We start from the raw sequence: 13,450 nt of genomic DNA, 5'->3' as shown, positions 1-13,450 counted from the left end.
GAGGGGAAGCGCGGCTCTCCCGTTGACGGGGCCCCGGGGACACGGATCGGGGCCCCGAGACTCGGTACGCCTCAGTAAGACGATCCGGAGGCACCCAGGGAACCCGTCGGGTGCCAGACCGTCTTCGTCTCCAGGAAGGCGGTCAGTCGCTCGATGCCGGGAGTCCCCGAATAATCCACAGGCTGTGGACGAAGAACGCGCTTCAGGTTGTCCGCGGCCGCGATCTCCAGCTCCTTCGCGAGTACGTCGTCCGCGCCGGCGAGGTCGATCGCGTTGACGTCCTGGTGTGCGGCCAGGGGAGCGGCGATCTCCGCCGTCCTGCCGGAGAGCACGTTGACCACGCCGCCGGGCAGATCGGAGGTGGCCAGCACCTCGCCCAGCGACAGTGCCGGGAGCGGGGACTTCTCGGAGGCGATGACGATCGCCGTGTTGCCGGTCGCGATCACCGGGGCGATCACCGAGACCAGGCCCAGGAACGAGGACTCCTGAGGGGCCAGTACGACGACCACGCCCGTCGGCTCCGGGGTGGACAGGTTGAAGAACGGGCCCGCGACAGGGTTGCCGCCCCCGACCACCTGGGCGATCTTGTCGGTCCAGCCCGCGTACCAGACCCAGCGGTCGATCGCGGCGTCGACGACAGCGGCCGCCTTGGACTTCGACAGACCCTCGGCGTCCGCGACCTCGCGCACGAACTGCTCCTTGCGGCCCTCCAGCATCTCCGCGATGCGGTAGAGGATCTGGCCGCGGTTGTAGGCGGTCGCGCCGGACCAGCCGCCGAACGCCTTGCGGGCCGCCACCACGGCGTCACGGGCGTCCTTGCGGGAGGAAAGAGGCGCGTTGGCCAGCCACTTGCCCTTGGAGTCCGTCACCTCGTACACCCGGCCGCTCTCGGAACGCGGGAACTTCCCGCCCACGTACAGCTTGTAGGTCTTGAAGACACTCAGACGCTGCTGCCCGGACTTCTCAACTGCGCTCATTTATCGCTCGCCCTCCGGGCTCGACGGGGCGAGGTACGCCTCCAGGCCGTGACGACCGCCCTCGCGGCCGAAGCCCGACTCCTTGTAACCGCCGAACGGCGAGGTCGGGTCGAACTTGTTGAACGTGTTGGACCAGACGACGCCCGCGCGGAGCTTGCTCGCGACGGCCAGGATCCGGGAGCCCTTCTCGGTCCAGATGCCCGCCGAGAGGCCGTACTGGGTGTTGTTGGCCTTGGCGACCGCCTCGTCCGGGGTGCGGAAGGTGAGGACCGAAAGGACCGGGCCGAAGATCTCGTCGCGGGCGATGATGTGCGCCTGGGTGACGTTCGTGAAGAGCGTCGGGGCGAACCAGTAGCCGGAGGAGGGGAGTTCACAGGCCGGGGACCAGCGCTCGGCGCCCTCGGCCTCGCCCTGCTCGACGAGCGAGGTGATGCGCGCGAGCTGCTCGGCGGAGTTGATGGCGCCGATGTCGGTGTTCTTGTCGAGCGGGTCACCGAGGCGCAGCGTCGAGAGGCGGCGCTTGAGCGAGTCCAGCAGCTCGTCCTGGATCGACTCCTGGACCAGCAGACGGGAGCCGGCGCAGCAGACCTGGCCCTGGTTGAAGAAGATGCCGCTGACGATGCCCTCGACGGCCTGGTCGATGGGGGCGTCGTCGAAGACGATGTTCGCGCCCTTGCCGCCGAGTTCGAGGGTGACCTTCTTGCCGGTCCCGGCGACCTGGCGGGCGATCGCCTTGCCCACGGCGGTGGAACCGGTGAAGGCGACCTTGTTGACGTCGGGGTGCTCGACGAGGGCGGCACCCGTGTCGCCGTATCCCGGAAGGATGTTGACGACACCCTTGGGCAGGCCTGCCTGGCGGCAGATGTCCGCGAAGAACAACGCGGACAGGGGAGTGGTCTCCGCGGGCTTCAGGACGACCGTGTTGCCGGTCGCGAGCGCCGGGGCGATCTTCCAGGCCAGCATCAGCAGCGGGAAGTTCCAGGGGATGACCTGGCCGGCCACGCCCAGCGGCCGCGGGTTCGCGCCGAAGCCGGCGTGGTCGAGCTTGTCGGCCCAGCCCGCGTAGTAGAAGAAGTGCGCGGCGACCAGGGGGAGGTCGGCGTCGCGGGTCTCCTTGATGGGCTTGCCGTTGTCCAGCGTCTCCAGGACGGCGAGCTCGCGGGAGCGCTCCTGGATGATCCGGGCGATGCGGAACAGGTATTTGGCGCGCTCGGAGCCGGGCAGCGCCGACCACTTCTCGAAGGCCTTGCGGGCGGCCTTCACTGCGCGGTCGACGTCCTCGGTGCCGGCCTGGGCGACCTCGGAGAGGACCTCTTCGGTGCTCGGGCTGACGGTCTTGAAGACCTTGCCGTCGGCGGCCTCGGTGAACTCGCCGTCGATGAAGAGCCCGTACGACGGGGCGATGTCGACGACGGAGCGGGACTCGGGCGCCGGTGCGTACTGGAATGCGGATGCCATGGTGATCAGTCCACCGTCACGTAGTCGGGGCCGGAGTAACGGCCGGTGGCCAGCTTCTGACGCTGCATCAGCAGGTCGTTCAGGAGCGAGGACGCGCCGAAGCGGAACCAGTGGTTGTCCAGCCAGTCCTCGCCCGCGGTCTCGTTCACCAGGACCAGGAACTTGATGGCGTCCTTGGTGGTGCGGATGCCGCCGGCGGGCTTCACGCCGACCTGGATGCCGGTCTGTGCGCGGAAGTCGCGGACGGCTTCCAGCATGAGGAGGGTGTTCGCCGGCGTCGCGTTGACGGCCACCTTGCCGGTGGAGGTCTTGATGAAGTCGGCCCCGGCCAGCATGCCGAGCCAGCTCGCGCGCCGGATGTTGTCGTACGTCGAGAGCTCACCGGTCTCGAAGATGACCTTCAGGCGGGCGGCGCCCGAGGCCTCCTTCACGGCGACGATCTCGTCGTACACCTTCACGTAGTTGCCCGCGAGGAAGGCCCCGCGGTCGATGACCATGTCGATCTCGTCGGCGCCCGCGGCGACGGCGTCGCGCACGTCGGCCAGCTTGACGTCGAGCGCGGCGCGGCCCGCCGGGAAGGCGGTGGCGACGGATGCGACCTTCACACCGGAGCCGGCGACGGCCTCCTTGGCGACGGCCACCATGTCGGGATAGACGCAGACCGCGGCCGTGGTCGGTGTCGTACGGTCGGTCGGGTCCGGGTGGACCGCCTTGGCGCCGAGCGCCCGGACCTTGCCCGGGGTGTCCGCGCCTTCCAGCGTCGTCAGATCGACCATCGAGATGGCGAGGTCGATCGCGTACGCCTTCGCGGTGGTCTTGATGGAACGGGTACCGAGCGAGGCGGCGCGCGCCTCCAGGCCGACCGCGTCGACGCCGGGCAGCCCGTGGAGGAAGCGGCGCAGCGTGCTGTCGGATGCGGTTACGTCGCCGAGTGCGTGTGTGGGGGCACCGCCCACGCTTTCGGCAGTGGGGGAGGGTGCAGTGATGGGCATGGTCACCAGCCGAGCATATCTACGCGCGTAGCGGCTGTACACCCCTGGAGGCGGGGTGAGGGGTTTTACCCGGCGGACGCGGGCAGCGCTCGGGCGTCGACCAGCCAGCAGGCCGCGGTGAAGCAGACGTCCGTGCCGTGCACGAAGGGGGCGAACGCGGTGCGGACCGTTTCGACGACCTGTGCGCGGGTCCGCTCGTCCGCCTCGGGCAGGACCATGCCGAGCGGACCGAACCGGGTGAAGTAAGGGACCAGCTCCGTGCCGGGCAGGGTGCAGGCCACGTCGATCGGCCGGATGTCGATCCCGGCCCAGCCGCTCTCCTCCAGGATGCGGTGGACCCTGGCCGCGTCCGCGAAGGCGAACTGTCCGGGCGCGTCCGGCCGGCGGGCGGGGAGGTTCGGCAGGAGCGGTGCCGCGGCGCGTTCGGCCGTCGTCATGAACGGATTCTCCGCGGCGTCGCGCCAGGCGACGAACCGGAGCCGGGCCTCGTCCCTCGCGGCCCGCCGCAGGTTCGCGAAGGCCCGGACGGAGTCGTCGAAGAACATGACGCCGAAGCGCGAAATGATCGTGTCGAAGGCCGCGGGCGCGAACGCGTGCTCCTGCGCGTCGGCGCGGACGAAGGAAGCCCGTGCGCCCTCCCGCTCGGCGCGTGCCCGGGCGGCGTCGATCATCGGGCCGGAGATGTCGATGCCGACACAGCGCCCCGCCGGGCCGAGCCGCCGCGCCGCGGCCACCGTCGTGCCGCCCGTGCCGCAGCCGACATCGAGCACCTGGCCCCCGTGTTCGGCCGGGAGCGCTGCGACGAGTAGGTCTTCAAGGGGCCTGAGCAACTCGTCCACCACCGCCTGGGCGTCGACCCAGGCGTGGCCGGCGGGGCCGTTCCAGCGCGCCGCCTGTTCGTCATCGGTCTTGCGCGTGACTTCCATGGTCTTGCGCGTGACTTCCATGATCGTCTCCGTGTTTTTCATCGCGAGGGGGAGATGACACCGTCCTACTTAAAGTCGACTTGAGGTCAAGAGGATGACAGACCTGGACATCGCCGAGGTGGCCGAGCGCGCCGGCGTTCCCGCCTCGACGCTGCGGTTCTACGAGGAAAAAGGGCTGATCGCCTCGACCGGCCGGCGGGGCCTGCGCCGTCAGTTCGATCCCGGCGTGCTGGAGCGGCTGGCGCTGATCGCGCTGGGCCGCTCCGCGGGCTTCTCGCTCGACGAGATCGCCCGCATGTTCGCGCCGGACGGGCGGCCGCGCATCGACCGGCAGATGCTCTCGGCCAAGGCCGAGGAGCTGGACCGGACGATCCGCGAACTCGGCGCCCTGCGTGACTCCCTGCGGCACGCCGCCGCCTGTCCCGCGCCGAGCCACATGGAATGCTCCACCTTCCGCCGCATCCTCCGGGCGGCCGCGTCCGGAGCCGTTCCGGTGCCGAGGAAGAGAGCTTCGTGGCCTTGAGGACGAGAGCTTCGTGGCCTTGAGGACGAGAGCTTCGTGGCCTTGAGGACGAGAGCTTCGTGGCCTTGAGGACGAGAGCTTCGTGACCTTGAGGACGAGAGCTTCGCGGCCATAGTGAGACCACACCGCGCTCCGGCGAGCGGCAGGCGTCGGGCACAATCGGGGCCATGAGCACCCCGGACCACCAGTCACCCCTTCCGGACGCCTCGCGACCCGAGGTCAAGGACCGGATCTACCGGTCACCCGCCGGTATCGCGGGCGGCGCCCTGCTGCTGCTCATCGCGGGCTGGCTCGGCATCGACGCGCTGATCTCGGGCAACGGCCGCACCCCCTGGCTGGCCCTCGCCGCGCTGATCCTCATCGTCCCGCTGGTGTCCGCCTTCACCCTGCGCCCCGCGGTCTACGCGAACGAGGACCGGCTGCGCATCCGCAACCCGTTCCGCGTGATCGTGCTGCCCTGGGGCAAGGTCGCTTCCCTGCGCTCGCACTACTCCAACGAGGTGGTCGACACCTCCGGCACGAAGTACCAGCTGTGGGCCATCCCCGTCTCGCTGCGCGGTCGCAAGAAGGTGGCCAAGCAGCAGGCGCGGGGCGCGGCGGCGGGCAGCGGTGGCGGCCGTACGTCGCCGATGGGCCGTCCGTCCCCCTTCGGGCGCGGTCCCGTCTCCGACGCGCCGACCCGCGCCCAGACCGACCAGATCATGGACGACCTGCGCGAGCTGGCCGAGGCCAGAGCCTCCGAGGCGAGCGCGCAGGGCGAGGTCACCGTGCGCTGGGCGTACGAGGTGATGGGGCCCGCGATCGCGGGCGCGATCGTGCTGGCCATCCTGCTCGCGGTGGGCTGACCAGCCCCTCCGCAGACGATGCACAGGCTTCACGGCCAAGTAACGGGGGCACTCACCCGCTGGCCCCTGTCTGGGAAGCGACGCATCGATGAGCACGAACCCCGACGGGCCGCACCGGCTGCCGCGTCCGCGGTTCCCGATGGCTGCCGCTGCTGGGACGGAGCGCAGGCACGGCGCTGGACGGACGCGCTGCCGCCGCGCCGGGTGACCACATACGGGTCGTCATACGGGTCGTCCAGTGCAAGAGGGCCGAGCTGGAGCCCGACAGCCACCGCACGTCCTTGGCTTACGGCCTTCGGCCCGCGCCGGCCCTGACCGGAGCGGAAGCTGCGCCTGATCCACCCGTACGAGCGGGCGGCCGCCGAGATCACCGCCATGTGGCGGGACCCGGCGCTGCGGCGGACCGGCGAGAGCGGGCGGCAGGCGCCGGGTGGCCGCTGTGGCCGCGGGTCGTGGTGGGCGGACTCACATGGGTGGCGACGGTCTTCCTGCTGCCGTGGCCGCGGTCATGGGCGTCTTGCTTCACTAGCCGCGGTCATTGCCTGCCTTGCTTCCCTCGCCGCGGTCAGGGCGCGCTCGGCCACACCAGCACCATGTACGCGCTGCAGTAGGCCGAGCCCAGGACCGCGGCCGTGAGGCACACGGCGCGGAAGCGGGGCGAGGCGCGGGCGAGGTGCAGGGCCGCCGGGAGCAGGAGCGGGAAGCCGGGGAGGAGGAAGCGGGCGCGAGGGAAATAGACGCCGCCGCTGCCCAGGACGATCAGCAGCAGGACCCCGGTGAAGACGAGCAGGGGGAGCGGCTGGCGGTCCCACGCGGAGAGGACGTAGAGCGCCAGCGACGCGAGCAGCGTGACGGTCACCATCACCAGGAACAGCTCGGGCGTCGAGTCCGCCCCGAGTACCTCCCGCAGCCGGCGCACGGTCTCCACGCCGCCGTCCCACTCGTTGTGCCACAGCCGCTGTACGGCGAAGTAGCCGTCCCAGCGGTCCAGACGCAGGCCCACCCAGCCGACGTAGGCGAGCCAGCCCGCCGGGGCGAGGGCGGCGGCCGCGAGGGCGCGTGCGGAGAAGCCGCGCCGCTGCGAGATCAGGGCCGTCACGGTGACCGCGGCCGCCACCGCGATGCCCGTCGGGCGGGTCAGCCCCGACAGTGCAGCCAGCGAACCCGCCCACAGCCAGCGCCCGGTGAGCACCGCGTACAGCGACCACGCGGCGAACGCCGTGAACAGCGACTCCGTGTAGCCCATCCACTCGACCAGGCCCACCGGGAGCGCCGCCCACAGGACGGTCAGCAGCACGCCCACGCGGCGGCCGTGCAGATGGCTGCCGACCGAGTGGATCCCCCACGCGGCGAAGAACGAGCACGCGATGGCGATCGCCCATCCCGTCGTCGCGCGCGTGCCCGGCGTCAGCACCGCGACCGCCTTGACCAGGAGGGGATAGAGCGGGAAGAAAGCGAGGTTGTTCGCGTCGTACGCCCTGCCCAGCCGGTGTGTGTACCCGTGGTCGGCGATTCCCAGATACCAGTCCGTGTCCCACTGCGTCGCCAGGAGCGGCCAGAGGCCGTGATGCTGGCGGTGGGCCCAGAGGGCGAGCACGAGCAGACCGGTGACGCGTACGGCCGCGTAGGCGAGCAGGGCGGGGGCCGCGCGGTGGAGATGGGCCCGGAGTCTCGCGGTGGGGGCGGCTTTCCGCGGCGGGCGCCGGGTGTTCGGAACGCGGTCGCTCGGGGAGTTCCGGGGTGGGGCGGATGTCGGCCGGGAAGCGGTCGAGGGCACGCGGCAGCTCCTGGGACTCGGTGGTGCGCTACCGGTAACCGTTCCTCGGCCACGTGGCGGCGTACGAGAGCGCTGCGTCAACTGCCGTGCGGAAATCACCCGAAAGGGCGGCGGGGGGGGCGGTCGCTCCGGGTGGGCCCGTCTGCCCGACGGGCCCACCCGGACCGTGCCCGACGCCGGCCGCAGGTGGTCAGATACCGGCCGCGGCCGACAGGTCCCGCTTGATCGCCGACAGCAGTTCGGCGGCCTTCGCGTGGGCCGCCGGGAGGTCGTCGTGGGTGCCCACCGGCAGCACGACCTCCAGGTAGCACTTCAGCTTCGGCTCCGTGCCGCTCGGGCGGACGATGACACGGGCGCCGTCCAGGGTGTAGCGCAGACCGTCCGTCGGCGGGAGCCTGTCCGTGCCCTTGGTGAGGTCCTCGGCCTTCGTGATCGCCAGTCCGGCGAGCTCCGTGGGCGGCTGCTCGCGCAGCCGCCGCATGGCGTTCGCGATGATCGACAGGTCCTCCACGCGGACCGAGAGCTGATCGGTGGCGTGCAGGCCGTACTCGACGGCGATGTCGTCGAGAAGGTCCAGCAGGGTTCGCCCCTGCTCCTTGAGCTCGGAGGCCAGCTCGGTGACGAGGAGGGCGGCGGTGATGCCGTCCTTGTCGCGTACGCCGTCCGGGTCGACGCAGTAGCCCAGCGCCTCCTCGTACCCGTACCGCAGACCTTCGACGCGGGCGATCCACTTGAAGCCGGTGAGGGTCTCCTCGTAGGGCAGTCCCGCCCTCTCGGCGATCCGCCCGAGCAGGGACGAGGACACGATCGACTCGGCGAAGACGCCCCGCGCTCCGCGTCGCACCAGGTGCTCGGCGAGCAGCGCGCCGACCTCGTCGCCACGCAGCATCCGCCAGTCCGCGCCGGCCTTCACGGCGACCGCGCAGCGGTCGGCGTCCGGGTCGTTCGCGATGATCAGGTCCGGGTCGGTCTCGCGGGCCTTCGCGAAGGCGAGGTCCATCGCGCCGGGCTCTTCCGGGTTGGGGAAGGCGACGGTGGGGAAGTCCGGGTCGGGCTCGGCCTGTTCGGCGACGAGGACCGGGACGGGGAACCCGGCCCGGGCGAAGGCCGCGAGCAGCACGTCCTTGCCGACGCCGTGCATCGCCGTGTAGACGGTGAGGGCGGTACGCGGCGACCCCTCCGCCAGTACGGCGTCCGTACGGGCCAGGTAGGCCTCCAGGACGCCCTCGTCGAGGGTTTCCCAGCCGGAGTCGGGGCGCGGGACCGTGTCGAGGCTGGTGACGGCGTCGATCTCGGCGGCGATCTCCGCGTCCGCCGGGGGAACGATCTGCGAGCCGTCGCCCAGGTAGACCTTGTAGCCGTTGTCGCGGGGCGGGTTGTGGCTGGCGGTGACCTCCACGCCGGCGGCCGCGCCGAGGTGCCTTATGGCGTAGGCGAGTACGGGGGTGGGGAGCGGCCGGGGCAGTACGGCGGCGCGCAGCCCCGCACCCGTCATCACGGCCGCGGTGTCGCGGGCGAAGTCCTCGGACTTGTGCCGGGCGTCGTATCCGATGACGACGAGGCCATCCGTCTGCCCCTTGCTCTTAAGGTACGCGGCGAGGCCGGCGGCGGCGCGGATGACGACGGAGCGGTTCATGCGCATCGGGCCGGCGCCGAGTTCTCCTCTGAGGCCGGCGGTGCCGAACTGGAGGGTGCCGCTGAAGCGGGCGGCGAGCTCCGTCACGTCCTCGGCGTCGATGAGCTTGGCGAGTTCGTCACGGGTCTCCGCGTCGGGGTCCTCGGCCAGCCACGCCTTGGCCCGTGCGATGAGTTCGTCCTGCACCTCGGGTGCACCTCTCTCTTCGTTCGTACGTTGCGGTGTACGCCGGGTTCGTCTCGCCCCCGCCGCCCCTACCCATTCCCGTCCCCCGGGGGCTCCGCCCCCAGACCCACGTATCGGCCCGAACAGCCTCGCCCTCAAACACCGGACGGGCTGAAAACCTCCGGCGCCGACGGGCGAAGATTCAGCCCCTACGGCGTTTGAGGAGCAGGGGCCAGGGCCGGCCCCTAGTGCGGGTGCGGGTGCGGGTGCGGGTGCGGGTGCGGGTGCGGGTGCGGGTGCAGCGCCCCTTGGCGGGTCCTGGGGCTGAGCCCCAGGGGGTGCGGGGGTGTGTGAGCCCCCTGGTGGGTGCGGGGTGGAACCCCGGGCTGGGGCCCGAGGGCAGCACCCCTCGGCAGAGTCGTGGGGGCGGAGCCCCAAGGGTTCCTGGGGCAGAGCTCCCGGCAGGGATGGGGCGGAGCCCCGGGCTGGGGTTCCGAGTGCATAGCCCCTTGGCGGGGGCTGGGGCAGTGCCCCCTGGGGGTCCTGGGGGGCGGAGCCCCCGGCGGGGTCGGGGGCGGAGCCCCGGGCAGGGGGCCAGGGAGCAGCGCCTCCCGACGGGGTCGGGGGCGGAGCCCCAGGAGGAAGGGACGGGTAGGGGCGGAGGGGGCGAAGAAACCCGTTGCACGTCGCCCGTGCCCGTTGCCCGTCACCTGTCGCCCGTCGCCTACAGGCGGTCCAGGACCTGCGTCAGAAGCTCACCCATGCGGGCGGCCGAGTCGCGGCCCGCCTGGAGGACCTCTTCGTGGTTGAGGGGCTCGCCGGTCATGCCGGCGGCGAGGTTGGTGACCAGGGAGATGCCCAGCACCTCGGCACCCGCCTCACGCGCGGCGATGGCCTCGAGGGTCGTCGACATGCCGACAAGGTCCGCACCGATGACCCGAGCCATCCGGATCTCGGCCGGCGTCTCGTAGTGCGGCCCGGGGAACTGCGCGTAGACGCCCTCCTCCAGGGTGGGGTCGACCTCCTTGCACAGGGCCCGCAGACGCGGCGAGTACAGGTCGGTGAGGTCCACGAAGTTCGCCCCGACGATCGGCGACGTCGCCGTCAGGTTGATGTGGTCGCTGATCAGCACCGGCTGACCCGGGCGCATGCCCTCGCGCAGACCGCCGCAGCCGTTGGTCAGCACGACGGTCTTGCAGCCGGCGGCGACGGCGGTCCGCACGCCGTGCGCGACGGCGGCGACCCCGCGGCCCTCGTAGTAGTGGGTGCGGCCCAGGAAGACCAGGGCCCGCTTGTCGCCGATCTTGTACGAGCGGACCTTGCCGCCGTGGCCCTCGACCGCCGGCGGGGGGAACCCGGGCAGCTCGGTGACCTGGAACTCGGCCTCGGGGGAGCCGAGCGCGTCCACGGCCGGCGCCCAGCCGGAGCCCATCACGAGGGCGACGTCGTGGGTCTCGGCGCCCGTGAGCTCACGCAGGCGCGCGGCGGCGGCGTCGGCGGCGGCGTAGGGGTCGCCCTGGATGTCGTCCGGAAGAAGAGATGCGTTCACGCGCATGAGGGTAGCTGGTCCAGGCCTACGCGCGTAGATGACAGAGCTCACGGTCTTGCGATCGTTGTCTTGTCGTTTCCAACAAGGAGCCACGAGAGACGGGGCGGAGGCGACTGCAAAAGAGAGCACCGTCTCAACGGGTCGAACGGGTGGGAGGGCGGGAAAACGCGCCGCGGAGCGGCGAAGGGGCGCCTGTTGAGCAGGTCGATCGGGTGGTCGGGTGGGCGAACCCCGCCGCGGAGCGGCGCAGCACGGTGCCCGGTCGGCGGGTCGATCGGGTGGTCGGGTGGGCGAACCCGCCGCGGAGCGGCGCAGCACGGTGCCCGCTCAGCGGGTCGATCGGGTGGTCGGGTGGGCGAACCCGCCGCGGAGCGGCGCAGCACGGTGCCCGGTCAGCAGGCCGATCGGGTGGTCGGGTGGGCGAACCCCGCCGCGGAGCGGCACGGCAGGCCCGCACGGGCAGACCTCAGCAAGGCCGCTTGCGGAGCTCCATGACGTAGTCGTGCGGCGCCCCCGCCGACTCCGCCGCGTCGGCGATCTCCCCGAGATATCGCGCCGAGGGGAGCCCTCCCTCGTACCCGTTCAGTACGTACACCCACGCCGGCTCTTCCCCCTCCAGCGTGTGCACACGTACGCGCATCCGCCGGTAGACGTCGAGGCCCACGCCCTCCCACCGGTCCATGGAGTCCTCGTCCAGGGGTGCGATGTCGTACAGCGCCACGAAGACCTGGGACCGCGGTGCCTCGACGATCGTCGCGAGCGCGCCCTCCCAGCCCATGTGCTCGCCCCCGAACGTCAGCCGCCAGCCGTTCAGCCAGCCGGTGGCGCGCAGCGGCGAATGCGGAGCGCGGCGCGTCATGAGCCGCGGGTCGAGATTGCCGGCGTACGCGGCGTAGAGCGACATGGGGTCGAGGGTACGGCAGGTACACGTGCGCCTCTCGCGTAACAGAAGCGGCTCGGATGCAAGGACTCCGGGCCCCTGGGCGGAAGCACCTTGAAGCGTGCGGGACAATGGAGTACGTGACTCGGATCGTGATCATTGGTGGCGGACCCGGCGGATATGAAGCGGCGCTGGTGGCCGCGCAGCTCGGCGCGGAGGTGACCGTCGTCGACTGCGACGGTCTGGGCGGGGCGTCGGTGCTCACCGACTGCGTGCCGTCGAAGACCCTTATCGCTACGGCCGAGGTGATGACCACCTTCGACTCCTCGTACGAGGAGCTGGGGATCATCGTGGCCGACGACACGCCGCACGTCGATACGCCCGCGCGCGTGGTCGGTGTCGACCTTGGCAAGGTCAACCGCCGGGTGAAGCGCCTGGCGCTCGCGCAGTCGCACGACATCACGGCCTCGGTGACGCGCGCCGGCGCCCGGGTCCTGCGCGGTCGCGGCCGGCTGGAGGGCATGCAGGCCCTGGACGGCTCGCGCAAGGTCGTCGTACGCGCCGCGGACGGCACGGAGGAGACGCTCGCCGCCGACGCGGTCCTCATAGCCACCGGCGGTCATCCCCGTGAGCTCCCCGACGCCCAGCCGGACGGTGAGCGCATCCTGAACTGGACCCAGGTGTACGACCTCGACGAGCTGCCCGAGGAGCTCATCGTGGTCGGTTCCGGTGTCACCGGCGCCGAGTTCGCCGGCGCCTACCAGGCGCTCGGCTCCAAGGTCACCCTCGTCTCGTCCCGCGACCGGGTGCTCCCCGGTGAGGACCCGGACGCCGCCGCCGTCCTGGAGGACGTCTTCCGCCGCCGCGGCATGAACGTCATGGCGCGCTCCCGCGCCGAGTCCGCCAAGCGGGTCGGCGACCGCGTCGAGGTCACGCTCTCCGACGGCCGGGTCATCAGCGGCTCGCACTGCCTGATGGCCGTCGGCGCCATTCCGAACAGCAGCGGGATGGGCCTGGAGGAGGCCGGGGTCAAGGTCAGGGACTCCGGGCACATCTGGACCGACAAGGTCTCGCGCACGACCGCTCCCGGCGTGTACGCGGCCGGTGACGTGACCGGCGTCTTCGCCCTCGCGTCCGTTGCCGCCATGCAGGGACGTATCGCCATGTACCACTTCCTGGGCGACGCGGTGGCCCCGCTGAACCTGAAGACGGTCTCGTCCAACGTCTTCACCGACCCGGAGATCGCCACCGTCGGCTACTCGCAGGCCGACGTCGACGCGGGCAAGATCGACGCCCGGGTCGTGAAGCTCCCCCTCCTGCGCAACCCGCGCGCCAAGATGCAGGGCATCCGCGACGGCTTCGTCAAGATCTTCTGCCGCCCCGGCACCGGCATCGTGGTGGGCGGTGTCGTCGTGGCTCCGCGCGCCTCGGAACTGATCCATCCGATCTCGATCGCCGTCGACAACAATCTGACGGTCGAACAGATCGCGAACGCGTTCACCGTGTACCCCTCCCTGTCGGGCTCGATCGCCGAGGTGGCTCGGCAGTTGCACACCAGGAAGACCGCGGGCGAGGGCTGACGCGTATCGCCGACTCTCCGCTGGTCACGGGGAGTTGTCGACCATTCGTACGGCATAGGCGGGGCGAGTAGGCGCGTATACCACTTCGCGCCCTGCCATGCGAACAACTTCTGTTATTCGGCGCAAACTGCTGAAAGCAGAC

11 protein-coding genes are annotated in these 13,450 nt (G+C 71.3%); 3 read left to right on the top strand and 8 right to left on the bottom strand.

Annotated elements, in window-relative coordinates; translation table 11 throughout:
• Positions 1 to 71: 71 nt before the first annotated feature.
• The 4 genes from ACZ4RZ_RS02715 to ACZ4RZ_RS02700 form a co-directional block, all read right to left on the bottom strand.
• Entirely contained in the window at positions 72 to 977 is a 906-nt protein-coding gene (locus ACZ4RZ_RS02715) for an aldehyde dehydrogenase family protein (protein ID WP_467741317.1), read from the bottom strand.
• The gene (locus ACZ4RZ_RS02710) at positions 978 to 2,435 is read right to left on the bottom strand and encodes an aldehyde dehydrogenase family protein (RefSeq protein ID WP_467741315.1); all 1,458 of its coding nucleotides are present in this window, start codon (positions 2,433 to 2,435) and stop codon (positions 978 to 980) included. It abuts the gene before it with no gap.
• Between the two features lie 5 nt (positions 2,436 to 2,440).
• Positions 2,441 to 3,427, bottom strand: coding sequence for a deoxyribose-phosphate aldolase (gene deoC / locus ACZ4RZ_RS02705; RefSeq protein WP_467741945.1), 987 nt, complete (start codon positions 3,425 to 3,427; stop codon positions 2,441 to 2,443).
• Positions 3,428 to 3,492: 65 nt separating this feature from the next.
• Positions 3,493 to 4,374 carry a class I SAM-dependent methyltransferase gene (locus tag ACZ4RZ_RS02700; protein WP_467741313.1) on the bottom strand — a complete coding sequence of 294 codons (882 nt, stop codon included), beginning with the start codon at positions 4,372 to 4,374 and terminating at the stop codon, positions 3,493 to 3,495.
• A 73-nt stretch (positions 4,375 to 4,447) separates the two neighbouring features.
• Between ACZ4RZ_RS02700 and ACZ4RZ_RS02695 the strand changes: the two genes are divergently transcribed.
• A complete protein-coding gene (locus ACZ4RZ_RS02695) occupies positions 4,448 to 4,876 on the top strand; it encodes a helix-turn-helix domain-containing protein (RefSeq protein WP_467741311.1) in 429 nt (142 codons plus the stop codon).
• Between the two features lie 167 nt (positions 4,877 to 5,043).
• Positions 5,044 to 5,721: a PH domain-containing protein gene (locus ACZ4RZ_RS02690; RefSeq protein WP_467741309.1), complete on the top strand. Its 678-nt coding sequence runs from the start codon at positions 5,044 to 5,046 to the stop codon at positions 5,719 to 5,721.
• Positions 5,722 to 6,286: 565 nt separating this feature from the next.
• On the opposite strand, the gene ACZ4RZ_RS02685 is transcribed toward ACZ4RZ_RS02690, so the two are convergent.
• The 4 genes from ACZ4RZ_RS02685 to ACZ4RZ_RS02670 form a co-directional block, all read right to left on the bottom strand.
• A complete protein-coding gene (locus ACZ4RZ_RS02685; protein WP_467741307.1) occupies positions 6,287 to 7,498 on the bottom strand; it encodes a hypothetical protein in 1,212 nt (403 codons plus the stop codon).
• A 190-nt stretch (positions 7,499 to 7,688) separates the two neighbouring features.
• A complete protein-coding gene (locus tag ACZ4RZ_RS02680) occupies positions 7,689 to 9,320 on the bottom strand; it encodes a phospho-sugar mutase (protein ID WP_467741305.1) in 1,632 nt (543 codons plus the stop codon).
• Between the two features lie 703 nt (positions 9,321 to 10,023).
• Entirely contained in the window at positions 10,024 to 10,848 is an 825-nt protein-coding gene (locus tag ACZ4RZ_RS02675; RefSeq protein ID WP_467741303.1) for a purine-nucleoside phosphorylase, read from the bottom strand.
• Positions 10,849 to 11,314: 466 nt separating this feature from the next.
• The gene (locus ACZ4RZ_RS02670) at positions 11,315 to 11,752 is read right to left on the bottom strand and encodes a gamma-glutamylcyclotransferase family protein (protein WP_467741301.1); all 438 of its coding nucleotides are present in this window, start codon (positions 11,750 to 11,752) and stop codon (positions 11,315 to 11,317) included.
• 107 nt (positions 11,753 to 11,859) lie between these two features.
• On the opposite strand from ACZ4RZ_RS02670, the gene ACZ4RZ_RS02665 reads away from it, so the two are divergent.
• Positions 11,860 to 13,308 (top strand): NAD(P)H-quinone dehydrogenase, encoded by a 1,449-nt coding sequence (locus ACZ4RZ_RS02665; RefSeq protein ID WP_467741299.1) that lies wholly within the window; start codon positions 11,860 to 11,862, stop codon positions 13,306 to 13,308.
• Positions 13,309 to 13,450: the final 142 nt, after the last annotated feature.

The organism is Streptomyces sp. NPDC027189 (assembly GCF_055566975.1).
Note: the sequence above shows the minus strand (reverse complement) of the source record. Positions and strands in the feature narration are given on the sequence as shown.